Origin of the sequence: Halomonas maura (assembly GCF_030409305.1) — a bacterium.
Lineage (GTDB): Bacteria > Pseudomonadota > Gammaproteobacteria > Pseudomonadales > Halomonadaceae > Halomonas > Halomonas maura.
In genome coordinates, this window is the sequence record NZ_JAUFPQ010000013.1 from 56,506 (window position 1) to 72,315 (window position 15,810).

General features: G+C 68.7%; 15 protein-coding genes and 1 pseudogene. 4 read left to right on the plus strand and 12 right to left on the minus strand.

The window, feature by feature from the left end:
- Window position 1: 1 nt before the first annotated feature.
- Window positions 2–862: a ribonuclease T2 family protein gene (locus QWY76_RS07130; protein ID WP_290310423.1), complete on the minus strand. Its 861-nt coding sequence runs from the start codon at window positions 860–862 to the stop codon at window positions 2–4.
- On the opposite strand from QWY76_RS07130, the gene QWY76_RS07135 reads away from it, so the two are divergent.
- Window positions 852–1,661 (plus strand): ATP-grasp domain-containing protein, encoded by an 810-nt coding sequence (locus tag QWY76_RS07135; RefSeq protein WP_290310424.1) that lies wholly within the window; start codon window positions 852–854, stop codon window positions 1,659–1,661. The two genes, QWY76_RS07130 and QWY76_RS07135, sit on opposite strands and share 11 nt — an antisense overlap.
- 7 nt (window positions 1,662–1,668) lie before the next feature.
- Here QWY76_RS07135 and QWY76_RS07140 read toward each other — a convergent pair whose 3' ends face one another.
- From QWY76_RS07140 to QWY76_RS07165, 6 genes are all read right to left on the minus strand, one after another.
- Window positions 1,669–3,006: a deoxyguanosinetriphosphate triphosphohydrolase gene (locus tag QWY76_RS07140; RefSeq protein WP_290310425.1), complete on the minus strand. Its 1,338-nt coding sequence runs from the start codon at window positions 3,004–3,006 to the stop codon at window positions 1,669–1,671.
- A 79-nt stretch (window positions 3,007–3,085) separates the two neighbouring features.
- The gene (locus tag QWY76_RS07145) at window positions 3,086–4,582 is read right to left on the minus strand and encodes a tripartite tricarboxylate transporter permease (protein WP_290310426.1); all 1,497 of its coding nucleotides are present in this window, start codon (window positions 4,580–4,582) and stop codon (window positions 3,086–3,088) included.
- 7 nt (window positions 4,583–4,589) lie between these two features.
- Window positions 4,590–5,054 (minus strand): tripartite tricarboxylate transporter TctB family protein, encoded by a 465-nt coding sequence (locus QWY76_RS07150; RefSeq protein ID WP_290310427.1) that lies wholly within the window; start codon window positions 5,052–5,054, stop codon window positions 4,590–4,592.
- Complete coding sequence (locus tag QWY76_RS07155) at window positions 5,051–6,046, minus strand: Bug family tripartite tricarboxylate transporter substrate binding protein (RefSeq protein WP_290310428.1); 996 nt, start codon at window positions 6,044–6,046, stop codon at window positions 5,051–5,053. Before QWY76_RS07155 ends, QWY76_RS07150 begins: the two co-directional genes overlap by 4 nt.
- Before the next feature lie 52 nt (window positions 6,047–6,098).
- Entirely contained in the window at window positions 6,099–7,301 is a 1,203-nt protein-coding gene (locus QWY76_RS07160) for a CaiB/BaiF CoA transferase family protein (RefSeq protein WP_290310429.1), read from the minus strand.
- 2 nt (window positions 7,302–7,303) lie between these two features.
- Window positions 7,304–8,263, minus strand: a complete 960-nt coding sequence (locus QWY76_RS07165; RefSeq protein ID WP_290310430.1) for a hydroxymethylglutaryl-CoA lyase — start codon at window positions 8,261–8,263, stop codon at window positions 7,304–7,306.
- A gap of 297 nt (window positions 8,264–8,560) precedes the next feature.
- On the opposite strand from QWY76_RS07165, the gene QWY76_RS07170 reads away from it, so the two are divergent.
- Both QWY76_RS07170 and QWY76_RS07175 read left to right on the plus strand, forming a co-directional pair.
- On the plus strand, window positions 8,561–8,812 hold the full coding sequence (locus QWY76_RS07170; RefSeq protein ID WP_290310431.1) for a hypothetical protein: 252 nt from the start codon (window positions 8,561–8,563) through the stop codon (window positions 8,810–8,812).
- Window positions 8,813–8,814: 2 nt separating this feature from the next.
- Window positions 8,815–10,632 carry an aminopeptidase P family protein gene (locus tag QWY76_RS07175; protein ID WP_290310432.1) on the plus strand — a complete coding sequence of 606 codons (1,818 nt, stop codon included), beginning with the start codon at window positions 8,815–8,817 and terminating at the stop codon, window positions 10,630–10,632.
- A 344-nt stretch (window positions 10,633–10,976) separates the two neighbouring features.
- Here the strand turns inward: QWY76_RS07175 and QWY76_RS07180 are convergent, their stop codons facing one another.
- The 5 genes and pseudogenes from QWY76_RS07180 to QWY76_RS07200 form a co-directional block, all read right to left on the minus strand.
- Window positions 10,977–11,144 (minus strand): helix-turn-helix domain-containing protein, encoded by a 168-nt coding sequence (locus QWY76_RS07180; RefSeq protein WP_290310434.1) that lies wholly within the window; start codon window positions 11,142–11,144, stop codon window positions 10,977–10,979.
- Between the two features lie 15 nt (window positions 11,145–11,159).
- Window positions 11,160–11,324, minus strand: a pseudogene (locus tag QWY76_RS07185) (helix-turn-helix domain-containing protein); the annotation flags it as partial.
- Between the two features lie 100 nt (window positions 11,325–11,424).
- Window positions 11,425–12,831, minus strand: a complete 1,407-nt coding sequence (gene ntrC, locus QWY76_RS07190; protein WP_290310435.1) for a nitrogen regulation protein NR(I) — start codon at window positions 12,829–12,831, stop codon at window positions 11,425–11,427.
- Window positions 12,824–13,870 (minus strand): nitrogen regulation protein NR(II), encoded by a 1,047-nt coding sequence (gene glnL, locus QWY76_RS07195; RefSeq protein WP_290310436.1) that lies wholly within the window; start codon window positions 13,868–13,870, stop codon window positions 12,824–12,826. The genes ntrC and glnL overlap by 8 nt, the downstream gene beginning before the upstream one ends.
- Before the next feature lie 412 nt (window positions 13,871–14,282).
- Window positions 14,283–14,867 carry a DUF4124 domain-containing protein gene (locus QWY76_RS07200; RefSeq protein ID WP_290310437.1) on the minus strand — a complete coding sequence of 195 codons (585 nt, stop codon included), beginning with the start codon at window positions 14,865–14,867 and terminating at the stop codon, window positions 14,283–14,285.
- Between the two features lie 179 nt (window positions 14,868–15,046).
- Here QWY76_RS07200 and QWY76_RS07205 point away from each other — a divergent pair, with 179 nt between their 5' ends.
- Window positions 15,047–15,760 (plus strand): ZIP family metal transporter, encoded by a 714-nt coding sequence (locus QWY76_RS07205; RefSeq protein ID WP_290310438.1) that lies wholly within the window; start codon window positions 15,047–15,049, stop codon window positions 15,758–15,760.
- Window positions 15,761–15,810: the final 50 nt, after the last annotated feature.

Consider the following 15,810-nt stretch of genomic DNA (forward strand, 5'->3'; position numbering starts at 1 on the left):
CTCAGTCGAAGGCCGCGACCCGCACCCGCGCCGCGCAGCGGCCCCGATCCTGCCGCACCAGGCTCCCGGCCTCGGGAAAGCGCGCCAGGGCCTCGGCATCGATGCCGATGCGCACCTCGGTCAATATCCGGCTGCCACGCCCCCGGCACACCAGGCGCAACGCCCGGCCCGTGCCCTCGCCGAAGGCGGCCTCGAAGGCGCCGATCAGCTCGTTGCGCCTCACCTCACCGCCCCGATGCAGGCCGACGAAGTCGGCGAAGGCACTGGCATTGATCGCCGCCACCATGGCCAGCGCCGTGGCGAAGAGGTCTTCGGCGGCGATGCCCAGGCAGGCGGCATGCTTGGCGTACTGGTAGCGGTCGAGACAGCCGGCGCGGCCGGGCATCGCCCGGTCGAGCGCGTGCTCCTGGGGCTCGGGCAGCGCCAGCGGCGGATGGGCCCGGCAGAAGCCGCCCTCCGGCCGCGGCCGCTCGAGGAAGCAGCCCTCCCGCCACCAGCGCCGCCGCGCCACGCCTTGCGCACGCAGGCGCGCCGGCAGCGAGGGCCAGAGCCCATGCAGCACGAAGCCGTCCTCCGCGCCCCGGCGCAGCGACGGCTCGCGACACTCCCGAGGCGGCCGCGAGCGAGTGGCGCAGAAGCCGGGGTGCCAGGTCAGGGCCAGGGTGTAGTGATCGACGCCCTCGGCCGCGAGGGCCGGCACCTCGGCCCGGGCCAGGCCGCCGATCGCGGCGAGCCCACCCAGCAGCAGCGCCAGCAGGATGCCGCGCCCCCGGGGCGACGATAACGCTTGCCAGGGGCGGGAAGGCGGACAATAATCCGCGCGCTTCTCTGGAGATGGCCTGTTCACAACCATGAAACTCATCACGTTCGACGTTTTTCGCACCCTCGGCATCCCGGGAGTGCGCTATATCAAGCCCGAGCGCATGTACGATCATCTCGAGGAGATCCGCCAGGCCGACTGGCTGCTGTTCCCCGCGTACTGGCAGGTCAACAGCCTGGTCTACGGGCTCGGCAAGCGGATCTTCCCGAGCCTCGCCAGCTACCACCTGGGCCACAACAAGGTCGAGCAGACCCGTGCCTTCCTGGCGCTGTGCCCGGAACACGTGCCGCCCACCGAGATCCTCGGCACCTCCCGGGCCTCCCTCGATCGTGTCGAGGCCCGCTTCGGCTATCCCTTCATCGCCAAGCGCATCAAGAGCGCCATGGGCGAGGGCGTGAGCCTGATCGCCTCCCGGGACGCGCTGCTCGAGCACGTGACGGCGGAGACGGTGCTCTATGCCCAGCAGCGGCTGCCCATCGACCGCGACCTGCGCATCGTGCTGGTCGGCGGTGAGGTGATCGCCGCCTACTGGCGCATCACGCCCCTCGACGGCTACCGGGCCAACGTCAGCCAGGGCGGCCGGGTCTGCCACGCGGCCATTCCCGAGGCGGCCATCGCGCTGGCCCGGCGGCTGGCCCGGGCGCTCGACATCGACCATGCCGGCTTCGATATCGCCATGCTCGACGGCCACCCCTACGTCTTCGAGTTCAACCGGCTGTTCGGCAACCAGGGCATCCGCGACAGCAGCCGGCGCATCGGCGCCGCCATCCAGCGCGCGCTGGGCCTCGGCGACGACGACCGCGATCCCGACGGGGAGCCGCCCCTGCAGCTCACCGCCTGACGCCGCGCTAGTCGGCCTTGAGCCGCCCGCCCATCTCCTGGGCCAGGTCCACCGCATAGTGGTCGGTCATGCCGCCGATGAAGTCGAGCATGCGCCGGTAGCTGTCGTAGAGCGACCAGGAGGGCCGCGGGGTGTTCTCGCCGATCAGCGCCAGCACCCGCTGGTGCTTGAAGGTCGAGGCGCCGGAGTGGTGCAGTTCATGGGCGGCGCCGATGAAGGCCTCGAGCAGGATCCCCAGGGTGGTGTAGGCGCCGATCTCCAGCTTGGCCTTGCGCTCGTTGCGGAAGATGCGCTCGCGGGCCAGCTGCTTGGCGGCCTTCACCCCCCAGTCCAGGTCCGGGTGGCAGAGCTCCAGCAGGTCGTTGTCGAGGCGCCCGCCGAGCAGCTCGCCCTCGTGCTGCACGAACACCTGGCTGACGTCGGTGACCGCACGCTCCATGGCCGCCCCGCGCAGGGCGGCGACCCGCCGGCGCTGGGAGACGCCCTGCTGCTGCATGATCGGGTAGTCCGGCGGTTCGCCGCCGGCGATCTGGATCAGCACCTCGGCCACCTCGTCGAAGCCCAGGATGCCCATCTCCAGGCCATCCTCCAGGTCCAGCAGGGCATAGCAGATGTCGTCGGCGGCCTCCACCAGCCAGGCCAGGGGGTGGCGGCACCAGCGGCTGTCGCCCTGGGGCAGCAGGCCCAGGCGACCCGCCACCTCGGCCAGCAGCGGCGCCTCGCTCTGGTAGCAGCCGAACTTGCCGGCACTGCCGCCGTGCTCCACCGTCCAGGGGTACTTGAGCAGGGTACCGAGCGTCGCGGCGGTCAGGCGCATGCCGCCGCGAAACTGGTTGTACTCGATCTGGGTGACGATGCGAAAGCCCTGGGCATTGCCCTCGTAGGTGCGCAGGTCGGCCCGCTCGGCGTCGGAGAGGCCGTCGAGCAGGCCGCTGCCGTCGCCCTCGGCCCGGGTAAACCAGTCGCGGATGGCGTACTCGCCGGCATGGCCGAAGGGCGGATTGCCGATATCGTGCCCCAGGCAGGCGGCCTGGACGATCACGCCGAGATCCGCCGGGGTGATCCAGGCCGGCAGCCGCTGACGCAGCTCCTCGCCGACGCTCATGCCCAGCGAGCGGCCCACGCAGCCCACCTCCAGGGAGTGGGTCAAGCGGGTGTGGATATGGTCGTTGTCGGTGAGGGGATGCACCTGGGTCTTGCGGCCCAGGCGGCGAAAGGAACCGGCGAAGACGATGCGGTCGTGGTCCTTGTGGAAGGGGCTGCGGCCGATCTCGTCGCGGGGCGTGCCGCGCCGGTCGTGGAGCCGGGCCGGGTCGAGCAGCCGCTCCCAGGTCATCTGCGTCATGGGCGTTCCTCCTTGAGGCCTCTATTCTGGCACCGAGAGGCAAGACGCCCAAGCCGCTGGAGCGGCTTCCCGGTTTCCGTCAGGCCAGCCGACGCTTGACCAGCAGCGCGTAGATTAGCCCGGCGCATAGCAGGGTCGCGGCAAAGACATAGATGCTGATCGAGATCCCGCTGCTCCAGAGGATGCTCCAGTCGCCCCCGGTGATCGACATCGCCCGTCTCAGGTTGAACTCCATCTGCCCGCCCAGCAGCAGCCCGAGCACCACCGGCACGGTCGGAATCTCGAGCTTTCGCAACACGTAACCGAGCACGCCGAAGGCCAGCATCATGTAGAGATCGAAGGGGCTGTTGTTGAGTGAGTAGATCCCCACGAAGGCCACCAGCACCACCATCGGCATCAGGAACCAGGACGGCGCCTGCAGCACCTTGGCGAACAGCCCCACCAGCGGGATGTTCAGCACCAGCAGCATGACGTTACCGATGAACAGCGCCGCCACCAGCCCCCAGACCATGTCCGGCTGCTGCTCGAACAGCAGCGGCCCGGGCGTGATATTCATCGACAGCAGCAATGCCAGCAGGATCGCGGTCGTGCCGCTGCCCGGAATGCCCAGCGACAGCATGGGGATCAGCGCTCCGCCGGCGGCGGCATTGTTGCCCGCCTCCGGCGCCGCTACGCCGCGAGGATCTCCACGACCGAAGTCGCCCTCATCGCCCCAGCGACGCTTCTCCAGCGAATAGGAGAGGAAGCTGCCGAGTGAAGCACCCGCTCCGGGCAGCACTCCGGCGATGAAGCCGATCACGGAGCCGCGGCCGATGGTCGAGGCACAGTTCCTCGAGCGCCACATCCCCGGCACGGCAGAGCCGAGCCGCATCGGCGCGGTGATCTGCCGCTGATCACGCTCGAGAAACAGCAGACACTCGGAAACCGCGAAGAGCCCGATCAACGCCACGAGATAATCGATGCCGTCATAAAGCTCGTACCAGCCGAAGGTGTAGCGCGCCACGCTGCTGACGGGATCGATCCCCACCGTGCCCAGCAGTAATCCCAGGCAGGCGGCGATAAAACTCTTGGTGAAGCTGCCGGACGTCACCCCCCCGATGGTGGCAAAGGCCAGCATGAACAGGGCGAAGTACTCCGCGGGCCCGAAACGAATGGCCACCTTTACCAGCAGCGGCGCGAAGAGGGTCAGGCCGATGGTGGCGATGGTCGCTCCGGCGAAGGAGGCCACGGCGGAAAGCCCCAGCGCCTCGCCGCCTCGCCCGGCACGCGCCATCGGGTAGCCGTCGAGGGTCGTCATCATCGCCGGCTCGTCACCGGGAATGTTGAGCACGATGGAGCTGATCCGGCCGCCGTACATGCAGCCGTAATAGACGCTGACCAGCAGGATCAGCGCCGCGGTGGGCGCCAGCCCGAAATTGAACGCCAGCGGAATCATCAAGGCCACGCCGTTGACCGGGCCGAGTCCCGGCAGGGCGCCGACCAGGGTACCGACGGTGCAGCCGATCAGTGCCAGCAGAAGATGCTGAGGCTGCAGGGCGACCGCAAACCCGTGTGCAAGGAAGTCGAGGATTTCCATGGCGTCGCTAACCGCTCCCGCCGGGCATGTCGGGCAAAGGGATGCCCAGGGCGAACTCGAACAGGGCAAAGAGCGCCAGGCCCAGCAGCACACCGTACGGCAGTGCCTGACGCCACTGGGCGCCGAACAGGCGCATCAGCAGCACGGTGGCCACGAGCGTCGACGGAACGAAGCCCAGCGGCTCGAGCACCACCGCATAGCAGCCCAGCAGAAGCAACAGGCCGAGCTGACGACAAAGCGCCACCTTCTGCGGCCAGCGCTGATTGATACCGGGGCGCGCGATCAGGTACAGCGACAGGACGCCCAGCGGCAGGCTGACGAGCCGGGGGAAGACCCCCGGCCCCACCGGCTGCATGAAACCGGTGACGAAGGTATGAGAATGCCACCATGCCCCCAGCGCCAATATCGCCAACACCGCCCCGGCGATCCGGTCACCGAGGGCGGCATGACTGACCTGCGGAGCATCGCTCACTGCATGACACCGATTTCGCGGGAAATGGCCTCGACGTCATCGATCGACTCACGCACGAAATCGTTGAACGACTCCCCGCCCCGCCACAGCGGCACCAGGCCGTTCTGCGCCGCGACCTCTTCCCATTCGTCGCTGTCGTAGAGGGTCTCGAGGGTATCGACCATGGCGGCGTAATCCTCATCCGATACCTCACCACCGGTATAGAAGCCTCGCCAGTTGTAGCCGGTCACCTCATAACCCTGCGAGACGGCCGTCGGCAGTTCGTCGAAGGGCTCGGGCAACGGCTCTTGGGAGAGCACCGCCAGCGCTCGCACATCGCCGGATTCGATGAAGCCGGCGATCTCGCCCAGGTCGGTGGATACCGCATCCACATGGCCCCCCATCATCTGGGTCACGGCCGGGCCACCGCCATCGAACTGCACCCAGCGCAGCGACGAGATACCATCGCTCGACAGCCCCGCGGCCTTGGCCAGCATCAACGCGCGAATATGGTCCCATCCACCGGCACCGCTGGAGCCGGACATCACCACCGAGGTGGGGTCGGCGACGATCGCCTCGAGCAGCTGGTCAAGCGTCTCGTAGGGGCTGTCGGCATCGACCAGGATGACGCCCACATCGGTACCGAGCATCGCCAGCCAGCGCATGGTGTCGGCATCCCCCGGATAACGTCCCTGGGCAATCTGGGTCATCCCCACCGTACTGGTCGCCACGATCAGATCGCCGTCATCGGCCCGCTTGCCGGCCACGTTGGAAAACGCCACGGCGCCCACGCCGCCCGGCATGTTGGTCACCTGGACGTTGCCATCGACCAGATCCAGTTCCCGAAGCAGCTTGCCTACCGAGCGACAGGTGAAGTCCCAGCCGCCGCCGGGATCGGCCGGGGCGATGCACTCGGCGATGGCGAGTGCCTGACCGGGCAGACCGGCGGTCAGACCCAGCCCCAGCAACGTGGACGCCATCAGGCGGCGTGGTGTCATGGAAGTGATCGGCATGTCGTGGCTCCTCGTCCTTGTTGTTGTCACTCTCCCCGTGGGGGAGACATGCTCAGATGACGCCCTTCTCCCGCAACGCGCCGTAGTCGGCGTCCGCCAGGCCCAGCTCGGCGAGGATTTCCTCGGTATGCTCTCCCAGCTCGGGCACCGGATGATGTATCGCTGCCGGAGCCTCGGACATCTTCACCGGGAAGCCGGTGGTCGGCACCTTGCCATAGCCCCCCTGGTCGAGCTCGAGCATCATCTGCTGCTCGCGAACCTGAGGATCCTCGAAGGTCTCCTGCAGGTCTTGAACCCGGCCACAGGGCACGCCGGCCTCATTGAAATGGTCGAACCACTCCGCCACGCTTCGCCGTTCGATCTCCCGGTTGAGGATCTCGCGCAGCGCCTCGCGGTTATCCATGCGACGACGGTTGTCGCCAAAGCGCTCGTCTTTCAGCAGCTCCAGCATGTCCAGGGCACCGAGAAAGCGCTCGACCATGATGTCGTTGCTCGGCGCGATGGCGACCTCACCGTCGCTGGCCTGGAACAGGCCATAGGGATAGAGCATGGGATGATCGTTGCCGGTACGCTTGGGCACCTCGCCGGTGGCGAAGTATTCCGCTGCCAGGTACCCCATCATGCTGATCAGGCCGTTGGTCAGCGCGGTCTCGACGATATCGCCCTGGCCGGTACGCTCGCGGCGTACCAGCGCCGCGCTGATGCCGAAGGCCAGGTTCTGGCTGGCGACCATGTCGCTGATCGGCGGCGCGGCCCGCATGGGCTCGCCACTCTCGCGGCCGTTCACGCCCATGAAACCGCTCATCGCCTGGGCGATGAAGTCGTAGGCGGGCCGGTCACGGTACGGACCGCTGGAACCGAAGCCATTGATACGTCCCACCACCAGGTGCGGGAAACGCTCACGCAGTACCTCGTCGCTGAAGCCCATCCTGGCCATCACGCCCGGACGAAAGTTCTCCACCAGAACATCGGCACCTTCCAGAAGCCGGCCCAGGATCGCCTTGCCCTCCTCCTGACGAAGATCGAGAGTCAGGGAGCGCTTGTTGCGATTGAACTGGGCGAAGTACCAACTGAAGCCATTCACCATGTTGCCCTGGGAACGCACGATATCGCCGCGTCCCGGAGGCTCGACCTTGATCACCTCGGCGCCGTGATCGCCCAGTATCTGGGTGCAGAAGGGGCCGGAGATCACTCGGGTCAGGTCGATGACACGGATGCCCTGCAGGGAACCCGAAGAAGACGCCATATCGAGCATGCTCATCCTCGTGCGGTGGGTACGGCGGAACAGTCGCTGAGCGCAAGACGTGGTCCGGCCTTGGAAACCTGTCCCGGCAGGTCGCGCCCCATCAACCGCGTGGCGATCTGCGCGGCACCGATCATGCCCGCGAGATCGATCCCCGTGTCGATGCTCATCTCGTCGAGCAGGTAGACGAGGTCCTCACTGGCGATGTTGCCCGAGGCACCGGGCGCGAAGGGGCAGCCGCCGAGGCCGCCAATGGAGCTCTCGTAGCGATCCACGCCGAGGGCAAGCCCCTGCATGACATTGGCCAGCCCGATGCCGCGGGTGTTGTGGAAATGCAGGGTAGGGACGATCGGCGGGGCCACCTCGCGCAGGTGCCGAATGCGCTCGGAGACCAGCGGCGGCGTGGCCATGCCGGTGGTATCACCGAGCGAGAGGTGTCGCACGCCAAGCTCGGAGAAGTGCCGGGCAATCCGTCCCACGGATGCCACCTCGATGTCGCCTTCGAAGGGGCAACCGAAGCTGGTGGCAACCGCTCCTCGCAGCTCGACCCCACTGCCTTCCAGCACTCTCGCCGCGTCCTCGAACCCCGCCAGGGAGTCCTCCACCGAGCGGTTCACGTTCTTGGCATTGTGGGTTTCCGAAGCGGAGACGAACATCACGACGGCATCGATGCCCGCTTCCAAAGCCCGTTCGGCACCGCGGTGATTGGGCACCAGGGCAGAAAGATGCACGCCGTCAAGCCCGCGCAGCGCGGTCACCAGATCGACGGCATCGGCCAGCGCCGGCACGGCCTTGGGACTGACGAAGGAAGTAATCTCGAAGGCGTTGACGCCCGCGGCCACCAGGGCATGGATCAGCTCGAGCTTTTCCGCGGTGGACAGGATGACGGATTCATTCTGGAGGCCATCACGAGGTCCTACCTCGGTGACATGCACTCGCGAGGGCTGACGCTCGACGTGATGGGTGGCAGGCATGGCAGCGGACTTCCTTCCAGATGCGGCACTCAAACGGCGCGTCAAATCACTATAGGCAGCGCTTCAAACGGCTCAAATTAGCCTTTTGTTGATAAAAGTCATTCTCCTTCCCCGAAAACCACTTACCCCCGCCCCTTCGAAGACGCCTCCTGCCGCTTCCGTCGTATTTCGCCGCCTAACAAAACACCATAGAATCGCCCATCTGAGCCGCACCAGACAGAAAAAGGACTAGATGAAACAACATATAATCAGCCGTAAACGCCAACTAATGCGTCGTGGCGCACCCAAGGCCAGCTGATGGGCCTGTGGTTCACCGGCTCGGCGCTCGGCAACCTGGTCGCGGGCCTGATCGGCGGCCACGTCAATCCCGAGGAGGTCCAGCAGCTGCCTGAGCTGTTCGGCCGCTCCGCCATCGCCCTGGTGATCTTCGCCGTGGTGCTGCTGTTGCTCGTACCGGTGTTCAAGCGCATGCTCGGACACCATCGCCTCATCGCCCCCTCGGCCGCCCATCGCGCGGGCGCCGACGCCACCTATCAGCAAGGAGCCTGAGCATGACCTCTTCCAGTGCCGACACCGCGCGCCAACGCCTCGCCGCCCTGCGCGACACCATGCGCGAGCACGCCATCGACGCCTGGTGGCTGCCCTCCTCGGATCCGCATAACTCCGAGTACCTGCCGGCGCACTGGGCCGGTCGGGCCTGGCTATCGGGCTTCGACGGCTCGGTAGGCACCCTGGTGGTCACCCGGGACGCCGCCGGCCTGTGGGTCGACAGCCGCTACTGGGTGCAGGCCGAGGAACAGCTGGCCGGCAGCGGCATCGCGCTGATGAAGCTCCAGCCCGGCCAGGCCGACGCGCCGATGCGCTGGCTCGCCGAGCGGCTCGACGAGGGCGCCACCCTGGGCTTCGATGCCGACGTGGTGTCGCTGGCCAGCGCGCGCCGGCTGGAGGCCCACCTGGCCCCGGCGGGCATCCGCCTGCGCGGCGATCTGGACCTGCTCGAGGCCATCTGGCCGGCGCGCCCGGCGCTGCCCGAGGCGCCGCTCTACGCCCATCCGGCGGCCTACCTGGACGAGTCCCGCGCGGAGCGCCTGGCCCGGGTGCGCGCGGCCATGGCCGAACACGGCGCCGACTGGCACCCGATCTCGACCCTGGACGACATCGCCTGGCTGACCCAACTGCGCGGCGCCGACGTCGACTTCAACCCGGTGTTCCTCGCCCACCTGCTGGTGGGCCACGAGACGGCCACCCTGTTCGTCGCCCCGGGCAAGCTCGGCGACGGGCTCGCCGCGGCGCTGGCCGCCGACGGCATCGCGGTGGCCGACTACGCCGACTGGGCGACCCACCTGGGCCAGCTGCCGGTTGATGCCCGGGTACTGCTCGACCCGGCCAGGCTGACCCTGGGCAGCCGCCAGGCGCTGCCCGAGGGCGTGACCCTGGTCGAGGCCTTCCAGCCCAGCACCCTGGCCAAGGGCCGCAAGAGCGAGGCCGACCTGGCCCAGGTGCGCGAGGTCATGGAGGAGGACGGCGCCGCCCTGTGCGAGTTCTTCGCCTGGCTCGAGGCCGCGCTCGAACGCGGCGAGACGGTCAGCGAGCTGACCGTGGACGAGACGCTCACCGCCGCCCGTGCCCGCCGCCCCGGCTTCGTCAGCCGCAGCTTCGGCACCATCGCCGCCTACAACGCCAACGGCGCCCTGCCCCACTACCACGCCACCCCCGAGGCCCACGCGACCATCGCGGGCGATGGCCTGCTGCTGATCGACTCCGGCGGCCAGTATCACGGCGGCACCACCGACATCACCCGGGTGGTGCCGGTGGGCACCATCACCGACGCCCATCGCGAGGACTACACCCGGGTGCTCAAGGGCACCATCGCCCTGTCCCGGGCGCACTTCCCGCGCGGCATTCCCTCGCCGCAGCTGGACGCCATCGCCCGGGCGCCGCTGTGGGCCAGCGGCCGCGACTACGGCCACGGCACCGGCCACGGCGTCGGCTACTTCCTCAACGTCCACGAGGGGCCCCAGGTGATCGCCTGGTACGCCCCGCCGGCGCCGCATACCGCCATGCAGCCGGGGATGATCACCTCCATCGAGCCCGGCGTGTATCGCCCCGGCCGGTGGGGCATCCGCATCGAGAACCTGGCCGCCAACCGTCCCGCCGGTGAGAGCGAGTTCGGCGACTTCCTGCGCTTCGAGACGCTGACCCTGTGCCCCATCGACACCCGGCCCATCGACGTCGCCCTGCTCGACCCCGCCGAGGCGGACTGGCTCGACGCCTACCACGCCGAGGTGCGCGCACGCCTCGCCCCCAAGCTCGAAGGGGACGCCCTGGCCTGGCTCGAGGCCCGCACCGCACCGCTCGAGCGCGGCTGATCGGGTACCGCTCACGTATTGAGCAACACCCGAAACGAAGAGGGGCGCCGGCATGGCCGGCGCCCCTCGTCACTTTCTCGACTCTGCCGCTGGGCTGAGCCTGTCGGATTCGCTCGCGGGCTCGCTGATCTGCCCTGCATGGCCGAAGGGGAGAAACGCCGCTGCGCCGCTGAAGACGGAAGACCGGTGCTTCACACCTGGAAGATGGCAGGAAGCCAGGGGATGGCCTCTCTTCCCCCTTCCCCCTTCCGTCAGTCCTCCGCCATCTCCGGCAGCAGCGTCTTGCGCTTACCTGCCCTTTGAGGAGAGCGGGTATTGCGACCCCAGCCCAGCAGTTCGGCGGCTCAGTCCTCCGCCATCTCCGGCAGCAGCGTCTTGAGCTTGCCGGCCCTTTGAGGAGAGCGGGTATTGCGCCCCCAGCCCAGCAGTTCGGCGGCCTCGCCCTTGCGCCCGCCGGTGTGCTTGAGCGCCGTCTCGATCAGGATCTTCTCGCCGAGTCTCGACAGCGGCACCGCCTCCCCAGAGTTTCACTCCTCCGCCATCTCCGGCAGCAGCGTCTTGAGCTTACGGGTCAGCGTGTTGCGACCCCAGCCCAGCAGTTCGGCGGCCTCGCCCTTGCGCCCGCCGGTGTGCTTGAGCGCCGTCTCGATCAGGATCTTCTCGCCGAGTCTCGACAGCGGCACCGCCTCCTCAGGGTTTCACTCCTCCGCCATCTCCGGCAGCAGCGTCTTGAGCTTGCCGGCCCTTAAAGAGAGCGCGTATTGCGCCCCCCCAGCCCAGCAGCTCGGCGGCTCAATCCTCCGCCATCTCCGGCAGCAGCGTCTTGAGCTTGCGGGTGAGGGTGTTGCGACCCCAGCCCAGCAGTTCGGCGGCCTCGCCCTTGCGCCCGCCGGTGTGCTTGAGCGCCGTCTCGATCAGGATCTTCTCGAAATCCGGCACCGCCTCCTCCAGCAGGTGGGTATGGCCGGCGGCCAGGGCGCGGTCCGCCCAGTCGCGGAAGGCCAGCCGCCAGTCGCCGGAGCTCCCGCCATGGTCGCCGTCGCGCAGCTCCGGCGGCAGGTCCTCGACCAGCACCTCGCGCCCCGAGGCCATCACCGTCAGCCAGCGGCAGGTGTTCTCCAGCTGGCGCACGTTGCCCGGCCAGGTCAGTCGGGTCAGGTGCGCCTCCGCCTCCTCGGTCAGCACCTTGACGTCGGTGGAGAGCTCCTTGGCGGCCTCGGCCAGGAAGTGCCGGGCCAGCCGCGGGATGTCCTCGCGTCGGTCCGCCAGCCGCGGCAGGTGGATGCGGATCACGTTGAGGCGGTGGAAGAGGTCCTCACGGAAGCGCCCCTCGTCCACCAGGCCCTCCAGGTTCTGGTGGGTGGCGGCGATGATGCGCACGTCCACCCTCACCGAGGTGTGGCCGCCGACCCGGTAGAACTCGCCGTCGGCCAGCACCCGCAGCAGGCGGGTCTGGGTCTCGGCGGGCATGTCGCCGATCTCGTCGAGGAACAGGGTGCCGCCATCGGCCTGCTCGAAGCGCCCCTGGCGCTGGGCGGTAGCCCCGGTGAAGGCGCCCTTCTCGTGGCCGAACAGCTCGGACTCGATCAGGTCGCGGGGGATCGCCGCCATGTTCAGGGCGATGAACGGCTTGCCGGCCCGCGGGCTGTGCTGGTGCAGCGCCTGGGCCACGCGCTCCTTGCCGGTGCCCGACTCGCCGTTGATCAGCACCGTGATATGCGACTGGGAGAGCCGACCGATCGCGCGAAACACCTCCTGCATCGCCGGCGCCTCGCCGATGATCTCGGTGTCGAGCCCCTCGGGGGCCGTGACCGGGCGCTTGCGCTCGCGGGCATGGGCCACGGCCCGGCGCACCAGGGCCAGCGCCTCGTCCACGTCGAAGGGCTTGGGCAGGTACTCGAAGGCCCCGCCCTGGTAAGACGCCACCGCGCTGTCGAGGTCGGAGTGGGCGGTCATGACGATCACCGGCAGGTCCGGATGGGCAGCGCGCACCCGGGCCATCAGGTCCAGGCCGTCGATGCCCGGCATGCGGATATCGGTGACCAGGACATCGGGCGGGGCCTCGAGCAGCCGCGGCAGTACCTGGTCGGCCCGTTCCACGCACTCGACGGCCAGGTCGGGCTGGGCCAGGGCGCGTTCGAGAACCCAGCGGATGGCACGATCGTCGTCGACGACCATGACGCGAGCGGCTTCAGTCATGGCACTTCTCCAGCGGTATCAGCAGTCGGAATTCGGTATGGCCCGGCGCAGAGTCGCACTCGATCAGGCCCTGGTGCTGGTGCAGGATCGACTGGGCGATGGACAGCCCCAGGCCACTGCCCTCGGCGCGCCCCGAGACCATGGGATAGAACAGCGTCTCGCGCAGGGCGTCGGGGATGCCCGGCCCGTTGTCGATGATCGACACCTCGCAGACCAGCCGATGGCGCTCCGCGCCCAGGGTGAACTGGCGGCGGGCCCGGGTCTTCAGCACCAGGGTGGGCGCGTCAATGCCCGATTCGGTCATGGCCTCGACGGCGTTGCGCGCCACGTTGAGCATGGCCTGGATCATCTGCGACTCGTCGCCCATCAGGTCCGGAAGGCTGGGATCGTAGTCGCGGCTGATGGTGACCTCGGGATGCTCCACGGCCAGCAGGGCCCGCACCCGCTCCAGCACCCTGTGGATGTTCAACGGCTCGTGGCGATTGAGGCGATTGGGGCCCAGCATCGAGTCGACCAGGTCGCGCAGCCGGTCGACCTCCTCGATGATGATGCGGGTGAACTCGGCGTGCTGCGGGCTCTCCAGGTCGCGTTCCAGCAGCTGGGCCGCGCCCCGGATGCCGCCGAGGGGGTTCTTCACCTCGTGGGCCAGCCCCCGGGACAGCACCTTGATGGTCTCCTGGCGGGTCTGCAGCGCCTCCTCCCGAGAGATGCGCAGCAGCCGGTCGCGGGGCTCCATCTCCAGCAGCAGCTCATCCGGCGAGAGGGGGGTAACGGTATAGTCCACGGTCAGCGGCTCACCGGTGGGCAGGATCAGGCGCGCCTCGCGCTGGGTGAAGGGATGGAACTCGTCGCGCGCCTTGGTGAGCACCTCGCCGATGTCCTCCTCACCCACCACCAGGCCGGGCAGGGGCTGGCCCACCACCCGCGAACGGCTCAGCGCGAGCAGGGCCTCCGCCGCGGGATTCATCCAGCGCAGGCACAGCTCCCCGTCCAGCAGCAGGACGGCGGTGGTGAGATGTTCCATCAGGCGTTGATACATGGTGCGTTCCCGGCAAGCGTCGGTCGTGGACTGGCCATATAGCGGTGCAAGAAGTGCGCCACTTCGGAGAAGCGCGACATGCCGGCGCCACAGGGTGGACCGGCGCGGGCGCCTTGCACCACTTTAGTGCACCAAACGGGTGCACGCACGTCGGGAAGACGAATCAGGGGGCATCGGGATGATGATGGCGCAGGCGGGAGCGATGCTCGTGCTCATGGCGATCACGGGCGTCCTCGTCGCGCAGGCCATCGCCGTCGCGCAGCCGCTCGGCGTGCTCGAAGGCGCGACCCTCCTTGACCCGGTCGGCATGGTCGAAGGCATTGAAGCCCCCGTCATCGCGTCTCGGCGGCGGATGACAGGGCCTGAAGGTGCCGTCCGGACACAGCGGTCGATGTGGCCGGCGAAGGGGCAGCTAACCGCCCGGGTTGTTGGGATTCTGGGGCAGGTTGACGCTGGCCCGCTGGACGTAGAGCGTCAATGGCGCGGTGCGGTGGCGCACGGCGCCGCTGGCATCGAGCAACTCGGCCTGCAGCTGGTGCTCGCCGCGGTTGAGGTTGGAGAGCAGGAAGGTATCGGTGTGCATGGCCGACTGGCTGACCCGGCCATCGAGCAGCAACCGCACCCGATGGTCATCGCGCAGCTCGGGCTGGATGCCCAGGCGCACCTGGATATTGCCGGCCGCCCCGGTGGGCAGGGTCGCCTGGTTATCCGGTGCCAGGATCGAGAACATGTCATAGGGCATGAAGGGCTGCCCCGGTGCGGTGCCCGCGGCGCTCGGCGTCTCGTCGTCCTGCACCACCGGCGACAGGCTCGGCGCGCGGACCTCTCGGGCGGGCACCACGGTCAACGGGTCCAGCTCCACCGCCTCGCCGCCGCGCTCCGGGTCGTCGGTGAAGACCACGTTGCCCTGGGCGTCGGTGGTGCGATAGATGGTCTCGGCGCCGGCCGTCAGGCTCACCGACAGGCCCAGCACCAGCATCACGAGTGCCTTGTTCATGCGTCTCTCCTGGATGGCAGTGGGGCGCTCCCTTCCCTCCCTGAGGCAGCAGGGCGATCCCCTAAGACAAGCCTAGCCCAGAAGTGGCGGCACACGGAACGCCGGTGCTGCCCGCCGGGTGGCCGGCGCGCGATGGCGCTGTAGGATGGGAACCCGGCGAGTTCCCGAGGAGAAGACGCATGGATGCATGGCAGGCGGTAGTGGCCCTGACCCTGATGGCGGGCATGGCCATGCCCCTGGGCGGCTGGATCGCCCTGGAGGAACGCATCGGCCCGCGCTGGCTGGAGACGGAACTGCGCCACGGCATCATCGCCTTCGGTGGCGGCGCGCTGCTCTCGGCGGTGGCCCTGGTGCTGGTGCCCAACGGCGTCGACGACCTGGCCGTCGGCCCGGCCCTGGCCTGGTTCCTCGCCGGTGGCCTGGCCTTCATGGGGCTGGACATCCTGCTCCACCTGAGCGGCGCCTCGGCCAGCCAGCTCGCCGCCATGCTCGCCGACTTCCTCCCCGAGGCCCTGGCCCTGGGCGCGGCCTTCGCCTACGGCGGCAGCGGCGGCGCGCTGCTCGCCCTGCTGATGGCCCTGCAGAACCTGCCCGAGGGCTTCAACGCCTACCGCGAGCTCCGCGACAGCACCCACTACTCGACCCGGCGCCTGCTCGGCCTGTTCTTCGCCATGGCCTGGCTGGGCCCGCTGGCCGGGCTCGGCGGCTTCCTGTGGCTGGCCCCCTACCCCTCGGCGGTGGCGGCGATCATGCTGTTCGCCGCCGGCGGCATCCTCTATTCGGTGTTCCAGGACCTCGCCCCCCAGGCCCGGCTCGAGCGCCACTGGGGGCCCCCGCTGGGCGCGGTGATGGGCTTCGCGCTGGGCGTCGCCGGGCATATGCTGCTGCCGTGAGACAAAAAAAGAGGCACGCCCCATGGGCGTGCCTCTGTGTGCCGGGTGCG

Bases quoted from the DNA above. Each gene is read 5' to 3' on its own strand.
- QWY76_RS07135 (WP_290310424.1), top strand. From the start codon at position 852: ATGAAACTCATCACGTTCGACGTTTTTCGCACCCTCGGCATCCCGGGA.
- QWY76_RS07130 (WP_290310423.1), bottom strand. From the start codon at position 862: ATGAGTTTCATGGTTGTGAACAGGCCATCTCCAGAGAAGCGCGCGGAT.
- QWY76_RS07140 (WP_290310425.1), bottom strand. From the start codon at position 3,006: ATGACGCAGATGACCTGGGAGCGGCTGCTCGACCCGGCCCGGCTCCAC.
- QWY76_RS07145 (WP_290310426.1), bottom strand. From the start codon at position 4,582: ATGGAAATCCTCGACTTCCTTGCACACGGGTTTGCGGTCGCCCTGCAG.
- QWY76_RS07155 (WP_290310428.1), bottom strand. From the start codon at position 6,046: ATGCCGATCACTTCCATGACACCACGCCGCCTGATGGCGTCCACGTTG.
- QWY76_RS07160 (WP_290310429.1), bottom strand. From the start codon at position 7,301: ATGCTCGATATGGCGTCTTCTTCGGGTTCCCTGCAGGGCATCCGTGTC.
- QWY76_RS07165 (WP_290310430.1), bottom strand. From the start codon at position 8,263: ATGCCTGCCACCCATCACGTCGAGCGTCAGCCCTCGCGAGTGCATGTC.
- QWY76_RS07170 (WP_290310431.1), top strand. From the start codon at position 8,561: ATGGGCCTGTGGTTCACCGGCTCGGCGCTCGGCAACCTGGTCGCGGGC.
- QWY76_RS07175 (WP_290310432.1), top strand. From the start codon at position 8,815: ATGACCTCTTCCAGTGCCGACACCGCGCGCCAACGCCTCGCCGCCCTG.
- ntrC (WP_290310435.1), bottom strand. From the start codon at position 12,831: ATGACTGAAGCCGCTCGCGTCATGGTCGTCGACGACGATCGTGCCATC.
- glnL (WP_290310436.1), bottom strand. From the start codon at position 13,870: ATGTATCAACGCCTGATGGAACATCTCACCACCGCCGTCCTGCTGCTG.
- QWY76_RS07200 (WP_290310437.1), bottom strand. From the start codon at position 14,867: ATGAACAAGGCACTCGTGATGCTGGTGCTGGGCCTGTCGGTGAGCCTG.
- QWY76_RS07205 (WP_290310438.1), top strand. From the start codon at position 15,047: ATGGATGCATGGCAGGCGGTAGTGGCCCTGACCCTGATGGCGGGCATG.